The organism is Bradyrhizobium sp. SOJA106, assembly GCF_059448745.1.
Window position 1 is genome coordinate 3,308,970 of record NZ_CM182549.1, and the last position, 18,426, is coordinate 3,327,395.

The 18,426-nt window shown below is 64.9% G+C and carries 16 protein-coding genes; 10 read left to right on the forward strand and 6 right to left on the reverse strand.

Features of this window, described 5'->3' with window-relative positions; all coding sequences use genetic code 11:
* Positions 1-91: 91 nt before the first annotated feature.
* From AC5V87_RS14810 to AC5V87_RS14825, 4 genes are all read left to right on the forward strand, one after another.
* A complete protein-coding gene (locus AC5V87_RS14810; RefSeq protein WP_495371418.1) occupies positions 92-1,975 on the forward strand; it encodes a sensor histidine kinase in 1,884 nt (627 codons plus the stop codon).
* Positions 1,976-2,155: 180 nt separating this feature from the next.
* Positions 2,156-3,820 carry a DUF3300 domain-containing protein gene (locus tag AC5V87_RS14815; protein WP_495371419.1) on the forward strand — a complete coding sequence of 555 codons (1,665 nt, stop codon included), beginning with the start codon at positions 2,156-2,158 and terminating at the stop codon, positions 3,818-3,820.
* A complete protein-coding gene (locus tag AC5V87_RS14820) occupies positions 3,817-4,734 on the forward strand; it encodes a DUF2950 domain-containing protein (RefSeq protein WP_495371420.1) in 918 nt (305 codons plus the stop codon). The genes AC5V87_RS14815 and AC5V87_RS14820 overlap by 4 nt, the downstream gene beginning before the upstream one ends.
* Entirely contained in the window at positions 4,718-5,173 is a 456-nt protein-coding gene (locus AC5V87_RS14825; RefSeq protein WP_456839387.1) for a hypothetical protein, read from the forward strand. Before AC5V87_RS14820 ends, AC5V87_RS14825 begins: the two co-directional genes overlap by 17 nt.
* A gap of 115 nt (positions 5,174-5,288) precedes the next feature.
* Here AC5V87_RS14825 and AC5V87_RS14830 read toward each other — a convergent pair whose 3' ends face one another.
* The gene (locus AC5V87_RS14830) at positions 5,289-5,723 is read right to left on the reverse strand and encodes a GNAT family N-acetyltransferase (protein WP_495371421.1); all 435 of its coding nucleotides are present in this window, start codon (positions 5,721-5,723) and stop codon (positions 5,289-5,291) included.
* A gap of 254 nt (positions 5,724-5,977) precedes the next feature.
* On the opposite strand from AC5V87_RS14830, the gene AC5V87_RS14835 reads away from it, so the two are divergent.
* From AC5V87_RS14835 to fabI, 4 genes are read left to right on the forward strand one after another with little or no spacing between them, the layout of a single operon-like run.
* Complete coding sequence (locus AC5V87_RS14835) at positions 5,978-8,206, forward strand: DUF3141 domain-containing protein (RefSeq protein WP_495371422.1); 2,229 nt, start codon at positions 5,978-5,980, stop codon at positions 8,204-8,206.
* Between the two features lie 29 nt (positions 8,207-8,235).
* Positions 8,236-9,198, forward strand: a complete 963-nt coding sequence (locus AC5V87_RS14840) for a phosphate acetyltransferase (RefSeq protein WP_456839384.1) — start codon at positions 8,236-8,238, stop codon at positions 9,196-9,198.
* Positions 9,199-9,203: 5 nt separating this feature from the next.
* Positions 9,204-10,418: an acetate/propionate family kinase gene (locus tag AC5V87_RS14845; RefSeq protein ID WP_495371423.1), complete on the forward strand. Its 1,215-nt coding sequence runs from the start codon at positions 9,204-9,206 to the stop codon at positions 10,416-10,418.
* Positions 10,415-11,203 carry an enoyl-ACP reductase FabI gene (gene fabI, locus AC5V87_RS14850; protein ID WP_495371424.1) on the forward strand — a complete coding sequence of 263 codons (789 nt, stop codon included), beginning with the start codon at positions 10,415-10,417 and terminating at the stop codon, positions 11,201-11,203. Before AC5V87_RS14845 ends, fabI begins: the two co-directional genes overlap by 4 nt.
* Before the next feature lie 181 nt (positions 11,204-11,384).
* Here the strand turns inward: fabI and AC5V87_RS14855 are convergent, their stop codons facing one another.
* The 5 genes from AC5V87_RS14855 to AC5V87_RS14875 form a co-directional block, all read right to left on the reverse strand.
* Positions 11,385-11,843 carry a MaoC family dehydratase gene (locus tag AC5V87_RS14855; RefSeq protein WP_495371425.1) on the reverse strand — a complete coding sequence of 153 codons (459 nt, stop codon included), beginning with the start codon at positions 11,841-11,843 and terminating at the stop codon, positions 11,385-11,387.
* Between the two features lie 11 nt (positions 11,844-11,854).
* A complete protein-coding gene (locus tag AC5V87_RS14860) occupies positions 11,855-12,505 on the reverse strand; it encodes a 3-oxoacid CoA-transferase subunit B (protein ID WP_495371426.1) in 651 nt (216 codons plus the stop codon).
* A gap of 3 nt (positions 12,506-12,508) precedes the next feature.
* Positions 12,509-13,156 (reverse strand): CoA transferase subunit A, encoded by a 648-nt coding sequence (locus AC5V87_RS14865; protein WP_495371427.1) that lies wholly within the window; start codon positions 13,154-13,156, stop codon positions 12,509-12,511.
* Positions 13,157-13,257: 101 nt separating this feature from the next.
* Positions 13,258-13,860 (reverse strand): hypothetical protein, encoded by a 603-nt coding sequence (locus tag AC5V87_RS14870; protein ID WP_495371428.1) that lies wholly within the window; start codon positions 13,858-13,860, stop codon positions 13,258-13,260.
* Positions 13,857-14,783 (reverse strand): alpha/beta fold hydrolase, encoded by a 927-nt coding sequence (locus AC5V87_RS14875; protein WP_495371429.1) that lies wholly within the window; start codon positions 14,781-14,783, stop codon positions 13,857-13,859. Before AC5V87_RS14875 ends, AC5V87_RS14870 begins: the two co-directional genes overlap by 4 nt.
* A 131-nt stretch (positions 14,784-14,914) precedes the next feature.
* Here AC5V87_RS14875 and AC5V87_RS14880 point away from each other — a divergent pair, with 131 nt between their 5' ends.
* Both AC5V87_RS14880 and AC5V87_RS14885 read left to right on the forward strand, forming a co-directional pair.
* Complete coding sequence (locus tag AC5V87_RS14880; protein WP_495371430.1) at positions 14,915-17,422, forward strand: alpha/beta hydrolase; 2,508 nt, start codon at positions 14,915-14,917, stop codon at positions 17,420-17,422.
* A 9-nt stretch (positions 17,423-17,431) separates the two neighbouring features.
* Positions 17,432-18,304, forward strand: coding sequence for an alpha/beta fold hydrolase (locus AC5V87_RS14885; RefSeq protein ID WP_495371431.1), 873 nt, complete (start codon positions 17,432-17,434; stop codon positions 18,302-18,304).
* Positions 18,305-18,426: the final 122 nt, after the last annotated feature.

Here is an 18,426-nt window from a genome sequence, read left to right on the forward strand (position 1 = left end):
CTTCCGACCTGTCGAGGCGGTGGAATTCCCGCTAGACTTGCCCGGCAAGCAGCCGTTCGGAAGCTGCGGGGATTGGAGCATGAGCTGGCGCATGTCCACTGACCAGGTCAGGCCGCGGCACGCAGCGGTTGCGCTGGTCTGCCTCGCGCTCCTTGTCGCCGCGTGCCTGTCGCCCGGACGCGCCGATGCCGCCGAGCGCAGCCTGGGCGGCGAGCTCAAGCGCGTGCTGCTGCTGCATTCCTTCGGCCGCGAATTCCGGCCGTGGAGCGAGTTCTCGCGCAGCATCAAGGCGGAGCTCGAGCAGCAATCGCCCTGGCCGCTCGACATCCAGGAGCACGCGCTGCTCACGGCGCGCTTCAACAATCCCGGTCCCGAGGCGCCCTTCGTCGAGTATCTGCACTCGCTCTATCAGGGCGCCATGCCTGACATCGTGCTCAGCATCGGCGCGCCCGCCGCTCGCTTCGCGCAGCGATATCGCGCGCGGCTGTTCCCCGATACACCGTTGATTTTCTCCGCGGTCGAGTACCGGCTGATCGATCGTGCCGATCTCACCGACAACGATATCGTCATCGCGATCCGCAACGACTTCGTGGCCGCGTTCGACAATATCCTGCAGCTGCTGCCGGACACCAGGACGGTCGCAATGGTGATCGGCGCCTCGCCGCTCGAGCAGTTCTGGGTCAAGGAGGTGAAGCAGGAGCTGAAGCCTCTGGGCGAGCGGGTCGAACTCGTCTGGTATACGGACCTGTCGTTCGAGGAGATCCTGAAACGCGCCTCCAAGCTGCCGCCGCACACCGTGCTGTTCTGGGGCCTGATGTCGGTCGATGCGGCCGGGATCGTCCACGAGAGCGACATCGCCCTGCGCAGCCTGCACGCGGTCGCGAATGCGCCGATCTTCTCCTACCAGGAGCCGTTCTTCGGCGGCAGCACCGTCGGCGGACCCATGCATCTGGTCGCGGAAACCAGCTCCCGGACCGTGAGCGCGGCGCTACGGGTTCTCGGCGGTGAGAAACCCGCAAACGTCAAATACGAGCCGGTCGGCTTTGCGCCGCCGCGCTACGATTGGCGGGAACTGCGGCGCTGGGGCATCAGCGAGAGTCGCCTGCCTCCCGGCAGCCAAGTCCTGTTTCGCGAGCCCAACATCTGGGAGCGCTATCGCTGGCAGATGTTGCTGATCACCGCCGTCTTCCTGGTCCAGGCGGGTCTCATCAGCGGTCTTCTGCACGAGCGGCGCGGCCGCCGGCTCGCCGAAGTGGAATCGCGTCAGCGCCTTGCCGAACTTGCGCACGCCAATCGCTATTCGGCGGTCGGTGAGCTGACGACGTCGATTGCCCACGAGTTGAACCAGCCGCTCGGCTCGATCCTGACCAATGCCGAGACGGCGGAGCTCCTGCTCAAGAGCGCATCGCCCGATGTGGATGAGATCCGGCAGATCCTCGCCGACATCAGGCGCGACGATCAGCGCGCGAGCGAGGTGATCCGCAGGCTGCGCAGGGTGTTGAAGAAGATGCCGTTTGAGGTCGGCGACATCGAGCTCAACGACACCGTGCGCGAGGCGATCGGCCTGGTCGCGGCCGTCGCCGATGGACGCCGGATCGTGCTGACCTATACGCCTGCTCTGGCCCATCTGCACGTCAAGGGCGACCCGGTCCAGCTGCAACAGGTCGTTCTCAACCTGATCATCAACGCGATGGATGCGGTGTCCGATGCCGGCATGGAGAAGCGCGAGGTCAGCGTGACGACGATGCGCGCCGGCAATCATGCCGAGATCAGGGTTGCCGACACCGGTCCGGGGATCGCATCCGCCGATCTCGGCAGCGTCTTCAACCCGTTCTTCACGACCAAGCCGGAAGGCATGGGCATGGGGCTTGCGATCGTCAAGACCATCGTCGAGGCCCATCACGGCACGATCAGCGTCGAAAACCAGCCTTGGGGTGGCGCGCTGTTCACGATCCGCCTGCCGCTGCTCGGCTGAGAGCCATGAAGGCGGCCCATGGCCTCGGGCCGACCGTCCCGAACCGGCTGCTGCTGGATGCCGAGCTGATCGATTGACGCGCCGCCGCAACGGCGCACGCGCGCCGTTTCGTTGATCTCGATCAATAAACGTCTATCGCTCGGCCCGATCGTCGCGGTCGGAAGTCTTGGGAGGATTGCAATGGTTGGTTGCGGCAGGATCCTGATGGCGATTGCGCTCGTGGTGACGATGCCCGCGGCTGCGATGGCGCAGGCCAGCACGCCGGCGGCGCCGGCGACACCCACCACGCAGGTACAGCCTGCAACGCCGCCCGCTCCTTCGGCCGAGCTGTTGAAGCCCGAGCAGTTGGAGGCTTTGGTCGCGCCGATCGCGCTCTATCCCGACGAGCTGCTCGCCAACGTGCTGGCCGCCTCGACCTATCCGCTCGAAGTGGTGGAGGCCGACCGCTTGCTGAAGGCGCGCAAGAGCCTGAAGGGCGATGCGCTCAAGACCGAGGTGGAGAAGCAGGCCTGGGACGACAGCATCAAGGCGCTCGCCAGCACCGCCGATGTTCTCGCCATGATGAGCGACCAGCTCGACTGGACCAAGAAGCTCGGCGACGCCTTCCTCGCGCAGCAGCCCGACGTGATGGACGCGATCCAGCGTTTGCGCAACAAGGCCTATGACAACAAGAAGCTGGTCACCACCAAGCAGCAGAAGGTCAGCGTCCAGTCGCAGGAGGGCAAGCAGGTCGTCGTGATCCAGCAGGCCAATCCCGCGGAGATGTACGTGCCCTATTACGATCCGGCGACGGTCTACGGCAGCTGGCCCTATGCGGAATATCCGCCGTATTATTGGGGCTATCCGTCCTATATCGGCGCAGGCGTGGTCGCGGCAGGCATCGCTTTCGGCACTGCCTGGGCGATCGGGCGCTGGGGCAATTACTGGGGCGGCGGCTGCAACTGGGGCAACCGCAACGTCTATGTCAATCATCGCACCACCAACATCAACACCGGCTGGCAGCACAATCCGGCGCATCGCGGCGGCGTGCGCTACAACAATACCAACGTGCAGCAGCGCTTCGGCAACACCAACATCAAGGCCGGCGCGTCCGACCGGATGGATTTCCGCGGCCGTGACGGCAACCAGGTGCTGCGTCCGAACCAGGGTGCAGGAGATCGTGCTGGAGACCGCGCCGGCGACCGTGCTGGTGATCGCGTTGGCGATCGTGGCGGTGCCGGTGATCGCGCCGGCAATCGCGGTGATCGTCCGGGCGGCGGCGATCGTGCAGGTGATCGGGCCAAGGGCGGCAACAAAGGCGGCGGTGCCAAGGCCGCGAACCGCGCCGGCGGCGGGGCTGCGGCCAATCGTGGCGGTGGCGGCAATCGCGGCGGCGCCATGAACGTCTCCTCCGGTCGGTCAGCGTCCGCGGCATCCGCACGAGGTCGCGCCAGCATGGCGAGCATGCCGCGCGGTGGCGGCGGACCGAGCTTCGCCGGCCGCGGCGGCGGTGGCGGCATGGCGATGCGCGGCGTTGGCGGAGGCGGCATCCGCGGTGGAGGTGGAGGAGGTGGTTTCCGCGGCGGTGGCGGCGGCCGGCGTTCCGACATCGCGCTGAAGCACGACATCGTTCTGCTCGGCCATCTCTCGAATGGCCTCGGCTACTATCGCTTCAGCTATATCGGTAGCGACCAGGCCTATGTTGGCGTGATGGCGCAGGAGGTCGCGCAGGTGATGCCCGGTGCCGTCACCCGCGGCCGCGACGGCTATCTGCGGGTTTATTACGAGAAGCTCGGACTGACATTCCGGACCTACCGCGACTGGCTCGCCGGCGGCGCGAAGATTCCGGCGGAGGTGACGCCATGACCGGTCTGAAATCGTTCCGTCGCGCGGTGCTGCCCGGCCTCGTCGCGCTCGCATTGTTCGGATCGGCATCTCTCGCGCAGGAATCCTACAAGACACCGGAAGACGCCGCGGCTGCGCTTGCCGCCGCAGTCAAGAGCGGACCGAAAGACATTTTGAAAGTGCTCGGCAGGGATGCCGAGGACATCGTCTTCTCCGGTGACGATGTCGCCGACAACGACATCCGGGCGCGCTTCAGCTCGATGTATGAGGCCAAGCACGGCATCAAGGCGGAAGGCAACAAGACCGCGACGCTGCTGCTCGGGCCGGACGACTTCCCGTTCCCGATTCCGCTGGTCAACACTAAGGCCGGCTGGGAGTTCGATACCGCCGAGGGACGGATCGAGGTGCTCCGCCGCCGTATCGGCCGTAACGAGCTCGACGCGATCCAGACCATGCTCGCCTATGTCGATGCGCAGAACGAATATGCCGACAAGGACCGCGGCGAGGGCGCCGGCGTCTACGCACAGCGCATCGTCTCCTCGCCCGGCAAGAAGGACGGCCTGTTCTGGCGCGACGACAGCGACCCGAGTCCGCTCGGCGCGCTGGCGGCGGAGGCGTCGAAGGAAGGCTATCGCGCCGGCGATGTCGGCCCCGCGCCGTATCACGGCTACTACTTCCACATCCTCAAGGGGCAGGGCCCGGATGCCCGCGGCGGCGCGCTCAACTATGTCGTCAAGGGCAAGATGATCGGCGGCTTCGGCCTGATCGCCTGGCCTGCGGAATACGGCAATTCCGGCGTCATGACCTTCCTCGTCAATCACGACGGCGTCGTCTACCAGAAGGATCTCGGCCCGCGCACGGCGTTGATCGCCGAGCGCATCACGCAGTTCAATCCCGACCAGACCTGGAGGAAGGTCGATGCTGCAAAACCCTGAACGCTGCGCGCGGATGTTCCTCCGGATCGCGCTCCTGCTGCTGGCGCTCGGCGTTGCGGTGCCGACGCCGTCCTTGGCGCAGGCGGCGGGTCACGTCAGGGCCAAGATCGTGAAGGCCGGCCTCCTGGTCGGCGGCGGCGCCGGCGGCGGCGTGCTGACCTATCGCGGCAAGACCTATCCGTTCAGGATCAGCGGTCTGAGCTTCGGCATCACGGCCGGCGCGACGGTCGGCCGTTTCGACGGCTGGGCCTCGGGGATCCGCGATGTCGGTGACTTCGCCGGCACCTACAGCTCCGTCGGCGGCGGCTTTGCGCTGGTCGGCGGGGTCAACGGCGTTCACCTCCGCAACGAGAAGGGCGTGACCATCGTGCTGCAAGGCCCGAAGGCGGGACTCGAGCTCGCCGCCAATATCAGTCAGATCACGATCGCCTTGCGATGAGGCTCGGGCGGGCCTGGAGGATGATGACATCAGCTTCGGCGGGCCGTCCGTGGTTCACCTCTCCCCGTCGGGAGAGGTGAACCGAGTCCTGAGCGCGCATCGATTCAACCAAAATTCATCCCGCTTTAAGAGCGAGAACCAGGCGCACCGTCCTCGGATCGTCGCTGCGCGCCGGCCTGAAATCGGACTTCGCGAACACCCGGCGCATCGAGGCATTGCCGGACAGAACATCGGCCGTCAGCTCGCGCATCCCCTGTTCCCGCGCGATGTCGATGAGATGCTTCAGCAGCAGGGAACCGATCCCGTGTCCTTGCCAGGCATCCACCACGACGAAGGCCATCTCGGCCTCGCCGGGCTTTGTAACCACGTATCGGCCGCCGCCGACGATCGCGGGACGATCCTGTTCCTCAACCCAGGCGGCCAGCGCGACGTGAGTGCTGAAATCGACGTTTATGAAGAAGCTTCGTTCCTTCTCCGAGAAGTGCCGCTTCATGGCGAAGAACCGGCTCTGCAGCGAGCTCGGCCCGGTGCGCTCGACCGCGGCCAGCATATCCGCTTCGTCGCTCGGCCGAAGCGCGCGAATCTCGATCGGAGTGCCGTCCTTCAGCGCGGCTTGCGCGCTGTAATCAGCGATTTGTGACATGCCGATGTCGCCCCGGCAGCTATTGGCGCGTCAAGCAAGTCGCGCCTCATAAGCCCGTTGCAGGACAAGAGCCTTCCAAGCGTGCAGGTCATCTTGACCTAGATCAACGTTCGTCCTGGCTCGCCGCCGTCAATTGTCGAACGCCACGGAGAGGTCGAAACATGTCCATCGATAAGGTGCAAATTCCGGGCGGTCCGATGTCGGGCCTCGTCGCCTCGGCAGTCGAATACATGATCGATGCGGCACAGCGCAGTGTCCTCTTCCTGGACATCATGCGCCGGCGCGGCGACCAGTACAGGGAACATGTCGCGCAGACCGCGCCGCACGTTCTGCAATATTCCGCCGAATTGATCATGGACGGCCGCAAGCTCGATGACCCCGTCAACTATGCGCTGGTGCGCATCATTCCGCCCGACAATGTCGAGATCGACATGAACCGGCGGCCGTTCGTCGTGATCGATCCGCGCGCAGGCCACGGCCCCGGCATCGGCGGCTTCAAGGCCGACAGCGAGATCGGCGTCGCCATGAAGGCAGGCCATCCCTGCTATTTCATCGGGTTCCTGCCGGATCCGATGCCCGGACAGACCATCGAGCGCATCGCGCGTGCCGAAGCCATCTTCATCGAAGAGGTCATCGAGCGCCATCCCCACGCCGACGGCAAGCCCTGCGTGATCGGCAATTGCCAGGCCGGATGGGCCCTCATGATCCTGGCCTCGCTGCGCCCCGAGCTGTTCGGGCCGCTGATCATCGCCGGCGCACCGCTTGCCTATTGGGCTGGCGTGCACGGCAAGAATCCGATGCGCTATTCCGGCGGCCTCCTCGGCGGGAGCTGGCTCACCGCGCTCACCAGCGATCTTGGCGCCGGCAAATTCGACGGCGCCTGGCTGGTGCAGAATTTCGAGAACCAGAACCCGTCGAACACGCTGTGGACCAAGCAGTACAACGTCTATTCCAAGGTCGATACCGAGGCGGACCGCTATCTCGAATTCGAGCGCTGGTGGGGCGGTCACGTCAACCTCAACGCCGAGGAGATCCAGTTCATCGTCGACGAGCTGTTCGTCGGCAACAATCTCGCCACGGGCAACATCGAGATGTCCGACGGCCAGAAGGTCGACCTCCGCAGCATCAGGTCGCCGATCGTGGTGTTCTGCTCCAAGGGCGACAACATCACGCCGCCGCAGCAGGCGCTGCACTGGATTCTCGACTGCTACGCCGATGTCGACGAGATCAGGGCCTATGGCCAGACCATCGTCTACACCGTGCACGAGAGCATCGGTCATCTCGGCATCTTCGTCTCCGGCGGCGTCGCCAAAAAGGAGCATGCGGAATTCTCCGGCAATATCGACCTGATCGACGTGCTGCCGCCCGGACTTTATGAGGCCACTTTTGAAGCGAAGGGCAAGGAGACCGCGAGTCCGGAACTGGTCGTCGGCCAGTGGGTGATGCGCTGCGAGGCTCGGACGCTCGACGACATCCGCGCGATGGGCGGCAATTCGCCCGAGGACGAGCGGCGCTTTGCCACCGCCAAGCGCGTCTCGGAGATCAATCTCAAGGCCTATCAGAAATTCCTCCAGCCCTGGATCAAGGGCATGGTGACGCCCACGATGGCAGAGTGGGCCCACAACATGCATCCGTTGCGGCTGCAATACGAGCTGTTCAGCAGCCGAAATCCCTACATGGCGGTGGTGAAATCATTGGCCGAGAAGGCCGAGGAGGAGCGCAAGCCGGTCGCGGAGGACAATCCGTTCCTGGCGTTCCAGGAGCAGATCTCGAAGCAGATCGTTCACGCCCTGGATAGCTGGCGCGACTCGCAGGAGGCGCTGAGCGAAGCGATCTTCCTCAGCGTCTATGGTTCGCCGGCGCTGCAGGCGGCGGTCGGGATCGATCCCACCTCCGCGCCATCCCAGCGGCGTGAGATGACAGCCGAGCACCGCGCCATGCTCGAGAGGCGCATCGCTGAATTGAAGGCGCGGATCGGCAAGGGCGGCCTTCGCGAAGCGGCGCTGCGCGCCTTGCTCTATGTCGGCTCGGCGCGCGGGATGGTCGATGAACGCAGCATCGAGGCGCTGCGCCAGGTCCGCCGTGATCAAGCCGGCGCGCGCATGACGTTGTCCGAGTTCAAGATGCTGGTGCGGGAGCAGTTCTTCATGCTGCTGCTCGATCGCGAGGGGGCGCTGGCCGCCATCCCGAAAATGTTGCCGGACGACGTCAATCTTCGCCGCGGCGCTTTCGAGGCGATCAAGCAGGTGCTGTCCGCGAGCGAGGACGTCACCGGCGAACGGGCCAAACGACTGCGGCAAGTTGCCGGCCTGTTTGGCCTCGACGTCAGCGAGCCTTCCGAGACGGCGTCGAATGTTGCCTCTTTCGATCCAAGGGCGAAGGCGTCGTAACACGAATTGCAGGGACCCGGAGCAACATCATGTCACCAGATGCGACGGCCACGCAGTCTCCCAGCAAGTACGATCGTCTGATCGCCGCTGCCAGGGCGATCCCGCCGGCGCCGACCGTCGTCGTGCATCCCTGCGACGAAACCTCGTTGCGGGGCGCCGTCGACAGCGCCGCGGCCGGCATCATCCGGCCCCTGCTGGTCGGGCCGGAGCGGAAGATCAGGGATACGGCCGCGAAATTCGGGTTGGACATTTCCGGCTATGATGTGGTCGATGCCGCGCACAGCGACGATGCCGCGGCCAAGGGCGTCGAACTGATCCATGCCGCGCGGGGCGAGCTGCTGATGAAGGGCAGCCTGCACACCGACGAGCTGATGCGGGCGGTGACGGCGAAGGTCGGGGGGCTCAGGACCGACCGGCGCATCAGCCATGTCTTCGTCATGGACGTGCCGGCCTATGCCGAAACCATCTTCGTCACCGACGCCGCGATCAACATCTTCCCCGATCTCGACGCCAAGCGCGACATCATCCAGAACGCGATCGATCTGTACAACCAGGCGAATTTCGGCAAATTGCCGCGCGTCGCCATCCTGTCCGCGGTCGAGACGGTGACGTCGAAAATCCCGTCCACGATCGAGGCGGCTGCGCTCTGCAAGATGGCGGACCGCGGGCAGATCACCGGCGGCCTGCTCGATGGCCCGCTGGCCTTCGACAACGCCATCGACGTCGAATCCGCGCGCATCAAGGGCATCAAGTCCGAGGTTGCCGGCCGCGCGCAGATCCTGGTCGTGCCCGATCTCGAAGCGGGCAACATGCTCGCCAAGAATCTCGCTTATTTCGCCAAGGCCGACGGCGCCGGCATCGTGCTCGGTGCACGTGTGCCTGTCGTCCTGACCTCGCGCGCCGACACTCCGCGGGCACGGATGGCGTCCTGCGCGGTCGCTGCGCTCTATGCTCATGCAAGGCGCCAGAAGGCGCCGACAGTTCCGGCGTGACCGCCATGGACAGCATCCTCGTCGTCAACGCCGGCTCGTCGAGCGTCAAGTTCCAGGTCTTCGCGGCCGAGGGTGAAGGCACGCTGCGCCGGCTGATCAAGGGCCAGGTGGACGGCATCGGCAGCCGCCCGCGTCTGCGGGCGAGTGACGCAGGCGGCGATCCCATGGCCGACCGTGCCTATCCGATCGAGGCCGTTGCGGACGTTCCGGCGGCGATGGAGATCGCGGGCGAATGGTTGCGGAACGAGGTTCGCATCCAACCTCTGGCGGTCGGACACCGCGTCGTCCATGGCGGGCCGGACTATGAGCGGCCGGTCCTGATCGATCATGGCGTGGTGGCGCGCCTTGAACGCTTCGTGGCGCTGGCGCCACTGCATCAGCCGCACAATCTGGCGCCGATCCGTTCGATCCTCGCCAATTTCCCCGCTGTGTTGCAGGTCGCCTGCTTCGACACGGCGTTTCACCGCACGCATGGGCTGCTCGCCGATCATTACGCCATCCCGCACCAGCTCCACACCGAGGGTGTTCGGCGCTACGGCTTTCACGGGCTGTCCTACGAGTACATCTCGCGGACCCTGCCGCAGATCGCGCCCGACATCGCAAAGCGCCGGGTGATCGTCGCCCATCTCGGCAGCGGCGCATCCATGTGCGCGATGAAGGGCGGATCGAGCGTCGAGAGTACCATGGGATTCACCGCGCTTGACGGGTTGCCAATGGGCACGCGTCCCGGCCAGCTCGATCCCGGCGTCGTGCTGTATTTGATCTCCGAGAAGGGGATGACGGCATCGAAGGTGCAGGATTTCCTCTATCGCGACTGCGGACTGAAAGGTCTCTCCGGTCTCAGCAATGACATGCGCGAGCTGGAGGCCAGTCCCGATCCGCAGGCGAAGCTCGCGGTAGACTATTTCGTCTATCGCATCGGCCTCAACGCCGGCATGCTCGCCGCCGCGCTCCAGGGCCTTGACGCCTTCGTCTTCACCGCCGGCATCGGCGAGAACTCGAGCGGCATCCGCGCCCGCGTGGCGGAGCAGCTCGGCTGGCTCGGCGTCGCGCTCGATGCGGCCGAGAACGCGCGCCATGCGCGGCTGATCTCGGCGGCGACCAGCCGCATCCCCGTTTACGTGGTGCCGACCGATGAGGAGCTGATGATCGCGCAGCACACGCTGGCGCTTCTGATGAACGGTCACTCGCATAATCCCAGACATGAGAGGGTGTCATGATCCCAGTATTTCCGGATAGCAAGGTCGCCCTGAAGGGGAAGAAGGGCCTCGTCGTCGGCATCGCCAATGACCAGTCGATCGCATGGGGCTGCGCCAGGGCGTTCCGGGCACTCGGCGCCGATCTCGCCGTCACCTATCTGAACGACCGCGCCAAGAAGCATGTCGAGCCGCTGGCGCAGGCGCTGGATGCGCCGATCTTCATGCCGCTCGACGTCATGGTCGAAGGCCAGACCGAAGCGGTGTTCGAGCGCATCAAGTCAGAGTGGGGCCAGCTCGATTTCCTGCTTCATTCCATCGCCTTCTCGCCCAAGGAGGCCTTGCACGGCCGCGTCGTCGATGTCGGCCGCGATGGTTTCCTGAAGACCATGGACGTCTCCTGCTGGTCGTTCCTGCGCATGGCGCATCTCGCCGAGCCGCTGATGAAGAACGGCGGCACGATGTTCACAATGACCTATTACGGCAGCCAGATGGTGGTCGAGAACTACAACATCATGGGTGTTGCCAAGGCGGCGCTCGAAGCCTCGGTTCGCTATGCTGCTGCTGAACTCGGTCCGAAGGGCATCCGCGTACACGCGATCTCGCCGGGACCGCTTGCGACCCGCGCGGCTTCAGGCATTCCGGAGTTCGACGAGCTGATGGACAAGGCACAATCCAAGGCGCCCTCGCGCAGCCTCGTCAGCATCGACGATGTCGGCAACGCCACCGCCTTCCTTGCGCTCGACGGCGCCAAGCTGATCACCGGCGGTGTGCTCTATATCGACGGTGGCTATCACATCATCGATTGATCGTGCATCCGGGCGTGGTCACGCCGGGTTGGACCGTCTGGGCGCTCGGGCTGATGATGGCACTTTGCCACTGTTTTGCCCGACGGGTCAAGGAAATTTCGACAAAACAGAAGCTAAAGCAGAAAATGGCTGTGCCATCAACCCCATGCTACTGTGCATGGGGTTGTTTTCGAATTTTGTTTCAGCGGTAGTGCAGGGCGATCAGCTCGGCGATACAGGCAGGCTTCTTGCCGCCCTCGATCTCGATCACGAGGTGATAATTGACGCGCAATCCGTCGGGCGGCACGTCCTCGGCTTCGGCGACCGTGACGCGGCCGCGCAGTTTCGAGCCCGCCGGCACCGGCGCGAGATACCTGATCCGGTCCGCGCCATAGTTCAGCGTGTTGCGCAGGCCCTTCAGTCCGATCACGGAGCGGATGAACAGCGGCGCCAGGGCGAGCGAGAGCAGGCCGTGGGCGATGGTCTTGCCGCCGGGCATCTCCTTGCTCGCACGCTCCTGGTCGATATGGATCCATTGCTCGTCGCAGGTCGCCTCGGCGAACTGGTTGATGCGCTCTTGGGTGATCTCGATCCAGTCGCTGGCACCGATCTCGGTGCCGACAGCGGATTTGATCTCGTCGAAGTCGCTGAAGATCCGCATGGTCAGCCTGCTCAGAGCTTCATTTCCGGAACATTGTCGGGAATGGCCAATTCCGCCTCCGTCAGCGCCAGGACCTCGCCGACGCTGACGCCAGGCGCGGTTTCCAGCAGCGTCGCCTTGCCCTCGGGGAAGCCGATCACGGCCATGTCAGTCACGACCAGGTTGACGGGCCGGGCCGAGGTCAGCGGCAGCGAGCATTTCGCGACGATCTTCGACTTGCCCTTGGCGGCGTGCTGCATGGCGACGATGACGCGCTTGGCGCCGCTGACGAGGTCCATGGCGCCGCCCATGCCCGGCACCATCTTGCCTGGGATCATCCAGTTGGCGAGAAGGCCGTGCGCGTCGACCTGGAGGCCGCCGAGCACGGTGATATCGACGTGGCCGCCGCGGATCAGTCCGAACGACATCGCGCTGTCGAAGGTGGCAGCGCCCGGCAGCGCACTGATCGGCCGCCCGCCGGCGTCTGTGAGCAGGGGATGCGCCATCCCTTGCTCGGGGATCGGCCCGGTGCCGATCAGGCCGTTCTCCGACTGGAAAAACACCTTGAGCTCGGATGGCACGTAATTGGCCACCAGCGTCGGAATGCCGATGCCGAGATTGACGAGGTTGCCGCTCTTCAGCTCCTTGGCGACGCGCCGGGCGATGATGATCTGCGGATCCATGGCTCACCCGTTGGTAATGAGATAGTCGACGAGCGGCGCCGGTGTCATGACATGATCGGGCGCGATGACGCCGACCGGCACGATGTTCTCGGTCGTGACGATGACGGTGTCGGCGGCCATCGCCATGATCGGGTTGAAGTTGCGCGACGTCAGCGCGTAGGCGAGGTTGCCGAGATAGTCGGCGAGGAAGGCGTGCACCAGCGCGAACTGCGCCCGCAGCGCGGTCTCGAGCAGGAAGGGTTTGCCGTCGACCTCGATCTGGCGCTTGCCTTCCGCGACCAGCGTGCCGACGCCGGTCGGCGTGAGCACGCCGCCGAGGCCGCATCCGCCCGCGCGGATGCGCTCGACCAAGGTGCCCTGCGGAACGAGATCGACCGCGACCTGGTTCGCCAGCATCTGCTGCTGGGCTTTCGGATTGAGACCGATATGCGTCGCGGTCAAGCGGGAGACCAGCGCCGCGTCGAACAGCTTGCCGACGCCCTTGCCGGGCATCGCAGCGTCGTTGCAGATCAGTGTCAACCCGGTCTTCTTCTGCCGCACGAGCTCGTCGAGCAGCCGCTCCGGCGTTCCCACGCCCATGAAGCCGCCAACCATGACGCTGGCGCCTGCCGGGATCATCGCAACGGCTTCTTCGACGGTGACGGCCTTCATGATTAAAACTCCCGGTCGGCCGGCGATGGGCAAAAGGGCGGCAGCAGGTGGATGTTGGCGGGGGCTGGTTGGTCTCCTTTGATCTGCATCAAGGCTTCAGTTCATTCCGTTCCGGCTGCGTCCACGCCGATGCTTGCGAGCGTCTCGCGCCAGAGCCTGCGAACGCCGGCGTGGCGCTGCTCGAGCGCCGCGCTGACGGCATCCCGATGCGCCGCGAGGACTTCACTCTTGAGGAATAGGATCTGCGCCTGCAACAGACGGCTGCTCTCGAACTCGATCCGGCGCAATGCCATGACGAACGGGTCCTGCGCATTGGCCTCGACCGGGAGCAACGCAGCCGGCCGGATGCCAGCATGCACCGCATGCGCAAGTGTTGCGAGGTGGACCGCCTGGGCGAGGCGAGGCTCTGCGATCCCCTCGATCGGCGCAGGCAACCAGGCGGTCTCCCAGGATGCGGCCATGTATCCCAGGGCAAGATCCGGCACCCAAGACGTGGCGCGCATCAGCAGCGAGACGATCTCGCTCTCGCGATAGAACTGCGCGTTCAACTCGGTCTGCCAGGCGGCGTCGAGCTTCATCGGCAGAGTGAAGGCGAATTGCCGGGCGAGGGCGCCGTGCGCCGAGATCAGGAATGCCGCGACCCGCGTCTGCTGCCGCCGTGGAATGCGGCTGTCGAAATCGAGTGGACCGAGGAAGCCGCTCATGGCAGCGCTCGCTTGACCGGGATGGCGCGCAGATGATCGTAGCCGGGGGGAAACGGCGTGAGCTCGCCACCGGCCTCGTCCGGCGCAATCCAGACCGCTTGATTGCCTTGCCAGCGCCCGGCCAGCACGTCGTCGGCAAAGCGGGCGAGCAGATCGGCCGTCAGCGCGCCCTTCTCCAGCGTGAAGGCGTGATAGGCCTTTGGTACGATGACCAGTGAGCTATTGGGAATCTCGACGCGCAAGGTCTCGTGCAGGCTGCGCGGTGTCAGGAAATCGAACTCGCCGTTGAGGATCATGGTCGGAGCCGTGATCGCGGACAGGCGCGGCGTGAGCGGCTGGAAGTCGAGGAAAGATTCCATCAGGTTCTGGAGCGCGTAGACGTCGTTGACCAGCCAGCCCTGACGCTTGACGCCGTCGAGCTTGTCCAGCAGCGGCTCCAGCCATTGGTCCGACAGGTTCATTGGCAGCAAGAGGTCCTGGAGGTAGCTCGTGCCGCCGAGGATCAGTCCGGTGCGCAGGGCATTGCCGAGCAGCAGAAGCTGCGGCGTGAGCTCGGCGAAGCAGCTCATCGGCACGAACCCGGACAGCCGCTCGCCGTGCGCGATGGCGTAGCGCAGCGCGATCAGGCCGCCGAAACTGATACCGCTCAGGAAGACCGGGCCGTCGCCGAGCTCGTCGATCAGGAGGCGCAGCGCGGTGACCTGATCGTCCTGGCTGATGAAGAGCGTCGGCTTGTCGGAGGCGCCCTGGCCGAGCAGGTCGAAGGTCGCGACGCGAAAGCCGCGCGCCAGCAGCGCCTCGCGATAGGCCGACCAGAGCTCGGCATATTGCGTCAACCCGTTCACGAGCACATAGGCCGGGGCATCCGCCGGCCCGTCCAGCTCATAGCGGATCCGGTATGAGCCATGACGGAGGAAGGGCATTGCGCTGGCCGGCGGCGGTTTCGGATGCGCGATCCTCAAGCGTCGGCAGTCAAATTCCATTGAGTTAGATCAAAGCTGGCCCGGCCGTCCTGCCTAGCGTCTCGCCAAAATGCGCGTGGGAGGATTGCGTCATGATCGCGAGAGACATCGTCAAGCGCTGCTTGATCAGCCTGGTCGTGCTGCTGGTCGGCACGGCGCTCGCAGTCGCACAACCCTTCACGCGGCGTTCGTCGCAGGTGCAGCATGACGGTTTGAAGAAAACCTACGAGATCGCCAACTTCCGCCTTGGCGGCAAGTATGATCTGTCGGATCCCTCGAAATGGGAGAACGGCGGCGAGGGCGGCGTCACGTTGGAGTCGCTCGGCGCCAGCAAGCTGCGCACCGCCTACATCGCTATCGGCAACGCCCGGCGTAACGCGGCCGGCGAGATCACCAATGCCGTCGTGATCAACTCCTACTATTCCGGCGATTCCACCGACATGTACGAGCAATGGGTGAAGGGCGCCGCACTATCGGGCGGCGTGCCGATCATCGGTCCGGGCCGGCCGATCGACACCGACCGCTATTACGTCATCATGGTCGATCCGCTCGGCACCTGGGGCGCCAGCAAGCCGTCGGACGGACTCGGCGTCAAGTTTCCGCAGTACAGCTACTACGACATGGTGCAGGCGAATTACCGCCTGCTGCGTGACGAGCTGAAGGTCGCGCGCATCGCGCTGGTGACCGGCGTCTCCATGGGCGGCACGCAGACTTATGTCTGGGGCGTGATGCATCCGGAATACATCAACGCCCTGATGCCGATCGGCGGCACCACGCAATCGGATGGTGACGACCCCGTCGGCAACTGGACGTTTCAGATGATGACGGCGGCGATCCAGTCCGATCCCGTCTGGCAGTCCACCAACGGCGACTACTACAAGCTGCCCAAGGAGAAGCATCCGGTCCCGGGCGTTGCGTTCGGCTGGTCGATCCTCGGCATGACCGGTTACGACTTTGCCTTCCGCACGACCCAGAACTGGGCGGCCGTGCAGCCGGAGATCTTCTATTGGGACCCACCGAACGAGAAGGCGGGATTGAACGTCACCAACCGCGCCAAGCTCTATGATGCCGTCGACCTCGTCTGGCGCAACCGGGTCGGCGAGACGCACAATATCAACCCGTATCTCGGCCGCATCCAGGCCCGCACGCTGGTGATGCACATCACCAACGACCTCTGGCTCAACTTCAAGCTGGCGCAGAAGGCTGTCGATCGCGTGCCCGGGGCCGACCTGATCGCGCAGGAGAGCCCGGTCGCGCATTACGGCGTGTTCCCCATCATCAACCAGCGCAAGAACGATCCGAAGTTCGTCGCCTTCATGGACGACGTGGCCGCGCTCGATCGCGCGCAGAAATTCGTCGACAGGAATTACCGCGTGCCTGGCGTCGCCGAGAACATCGATCCCAAGAAGTCGTTCTGGAAGGCGTATGTGACCTATCCCTATCCGGTCAAATTCGCCAGCGCCAAGGACAAGAGCGGCAACTCCTGGGAAATCGGCTACATGGACGAGTATGCCGGCGCCGACAAGGATCCGAAGGTGCTCGTCATCATCCACGGTAAGGGCGCGTTCGGCGGCCACTACGGCAACATCATGCAATACGCGCTGCACAGCGGCCTGCGCGTGATCGTGCCCGACCTGCCGCATTACGGCATGTCGGGGCCCGGCAATCTCGACAAGAGCCCGGCCCGCACGATGCAGGACATGCGCGAGGTGATCTACGACCTCGTCGTCAACCAGCTCGGCGTCAAGAAGGCCTACTATCTCGGCCATTCGCTCGGCGGCCAGTTCGTCGTGGGCTATGCCCTGACCTGGCCGGATGCGGTGCAGGGCCTCGCCCTCGAAGCGCCATCGGGCCTCGAGGAATATCCGCGCGAGATCACCATTGCGAAAGACAAGAAGGCGCCGCTGTTCGATCCGACCCTCGGCCGCGACTTCGACAAGTGGAAGCAGGTCTGGGACCAGACCGGCATCCTCGCCGCGGAAAAAGCGCGTGACGAGCTGAACATCCGCGACTTCTTCTATTTCAAGAAGCGTGACCCCGGCACCGGCGCGGTGTCGGCGGCGAAGAGCGGCTACTTCTTCAGCGACAGCGAATATGCCCGCCTTCACACCGAGCAGCGCGTCGGGCTCACCAAGGGCAACCCGAAGGAGCTCGAGCAGTGGTGCAACGTCTTCATCTTCGACATCTACACCATCGGCGCGGAGCTGCAGCAGGATGATCCCAAGAATCTCTATGAGCGGGTTATCCAGATCAAGGCGCCGATCTTCCTCGCGTTCGGCGACAAGGAGCCGTTTATCCCGACCCCCGCATTCAACGGGCTGACCGACCTTGGCCGCGATGTCATCACGCCGTTCATGACGCGAATGACGAAGGCGGGCAATCGGCCGATGCTCAAGATCTATCCGGAGACGGGGCACTTCATCCACACCGACAACCCCGTGGAATATTCCGCCGATGTCGTCGACTTCGTGATCAACGGAACTGTCGACACCTCATCGCCGCTCGGCACCGACCGCATGATCAAGGGCGCGGTGGCATCGGCCTTGCCGCTGGCGCCCACGCCGCCCGGCGCGGCGCCGACGGCCGGTCTCAACAAGTAGGACCTGCCCATGCCGAGAGTGCAGGCGGGAGATGTGCAACTCGGCTGGCGGGAGTGGGGGCAAGGCGACGTCACGGTCGTCTTCATCCACGGCAATCTCGCCAGCAAGGACTGGATCGAGCTCGCTGCGCCCTTGTTTCCGACCGGCCTGCGCGTCATCGCAATCGACTGGCGCGGTTGCGGTGACAGCGATCGCCCCAAGCCCGCGCCGGACTACGCCAACTACTCCATGCAACAGCACGCCGAGGACATGCTGGCGGCGCTCGATGCGCTCGATATCGGCTACTGCCACCTTGCGACCCATTCGACCGGCGGCATCATCGCCGCGCGCATGCTGTTGATGCAGCCGCAGCGCTTTGGCCGCGTCTTCGCGCTCGATCCGGTGACGCCGCTCGGCGTGGCCTTCAATGCCGAGCAGATTGGGTCGTTCAGGGCGATGATGGCGAGCAAGGAGCGGACACGGTCTGTGATGGCGACCGCCGCCTCGTCGCTGTTCGAGCCGGAGAGCATGGCGCCGAACATGGTCCCGCGATTTCGCGAGGGGCTCGGCGAGATCCAGGTGCTGTTCGACCGGATCATCGAGCAGACCTTCGGCGTGTCGGAGGGGATCTGGATCGGAACGCCGGTCAACTTGACGCGCGAGAAGGAGAGCCGCGAGCTGGAGCGGCGCATGCCGGAGATCCGGCATCCGCATCTCGTATTGTGGGGCGAGTGGGACGGCTGGATTGCACCGGCCGATCTCCGCACCATGGCCGAGGCGATGCCAGATTGCCGTCTGGTGGTGGTCCCCGGCATCGGCCATTCGATGAACCTCGAACGGCCGGCGCTCTATGCCGGTTATTTCGGCGCCTGGTTCGGAGGCCTCCGTGCCGGCTCGTCGTAGCCCACTGAAAGCGGGCCTGGATTCGCGCTCGCCGTGTTGCCCTGGTCGTCGTGATCGGCACGAACTTCCCGATGTCGCTGGTCGTATTCCCCCGACTCGATTTTTCGTTCCTGTCGGCCGAG

Coding starts and splice junctions, on each gene's coding strand:
- AC5V87_RS14810 (WP_495371418.1), top strand. CDS start 92: ATGTCCACTGACCAGGTCAGGCCGCGGCACGCAGCGGTTGCGCTGGTC.
- AC5V87_RS14815 (WP_495371419.1), top strand. CDS start 2,156: ATGGTTGGTTGCGGCAGGATCCTGATGGCGATTGCGCTCGTGGTGACG.
- AC5V87_RS14820 (WP_495371420.1), top strand. CDS start 3,817: ATGACCGGTCTGAAATCGTTCCGTCGCGCGGTGCTGCCCGGCCTCGTC.
- AC5V87_RS14825 (WP_456839387.1), top strand. CDS start 4,718: ATGCTGCAAAACCCTGAACGCTGCGCGCGGATGTTCCTCCGGATCGCG.
- AC5V87_RS14830 (WP_495371421.1), bottom strand. CDS start 5,723: ATGCTGGCCGCGGTCGAGCGCACCGGGCCGAGCTCGCTGCAGAGCCGG.
- AC5V87_RS14835 (WP_495371422.1), top strand. CDS start 5,978: ATGTCCATCGATAAGGTGCAAATTCCGGGCGGTCCGATGTCGGGCCTC.
- AC5V87_RS14840 (WP_456839384.1), top strand. CDS start 8,236: ATGTCACCAGATGCGACGGCCACGCAGTCTCCCAGCAAGTACGATCGT.
- AC5V87_RS14845 (WP_495371423.1), top strand. CDS start 9,204: ATGGACAGCATCCTCGTCGTCAACGCCGGCTCGTCGAGCGTCAAGTTC.
- fabI (WP_495371424.1), top strand. CDS start 10,415: ATGATCCCAGTATTTCCGGATAGCAAGGTCGCCCTGAAGGGGAAGAAG.
- AC5V87_RS14855 (WP_495371425.1), bottom strand. CDS start 11,843: ATGCGGATCTTCAGCGACTTCGACGAGATCAAATCCGCTGTCGGCACC.
- AC5V87_RS14860 (WP_495371426.1), bottom strand. CDS start 12,505: ATGGATCCGCAGATCATCATCGCCCGGCGCGTCGCCAAGGAGCTGAAG.
- AC5V87_RS14865 (WP_495371427.1), bottom strand. CDS start 13,156: ATGAAGGCCGTCACCGTCGAAGAAGCCGTTGCGATGATCCCGGCAGGC.
- AC5V87_RS14870 (WP_495371428.1), bottom strand. CDS start 13,860: ATGAGCGGCTTCCTCGGTCCACTCGATTTCGACAGCCGCATTCCACGG.
- AC5V87_RS14875 (WP_495371429.1), bottom strand. CDS start 14,783: ATGCCCTTCCTCCGTCATGGCTCATACCGGATCCGCTATGAGCTGGAC.
- AC5V87_RS14880 (WP_495371430.1), top strand. CDS start 14,915: ATGATCGCGAGAGACATCGTCAAGCGCTGCTTGATCAGCCTGGTCGTG.
- AC5V87_RS14885 (WP_495371431.1), top strand. CDS start 17,432: ATGCCGAGAGTGCAGGCGGGAGATGTGCAACTCGGCTGGCGGGAGTGG.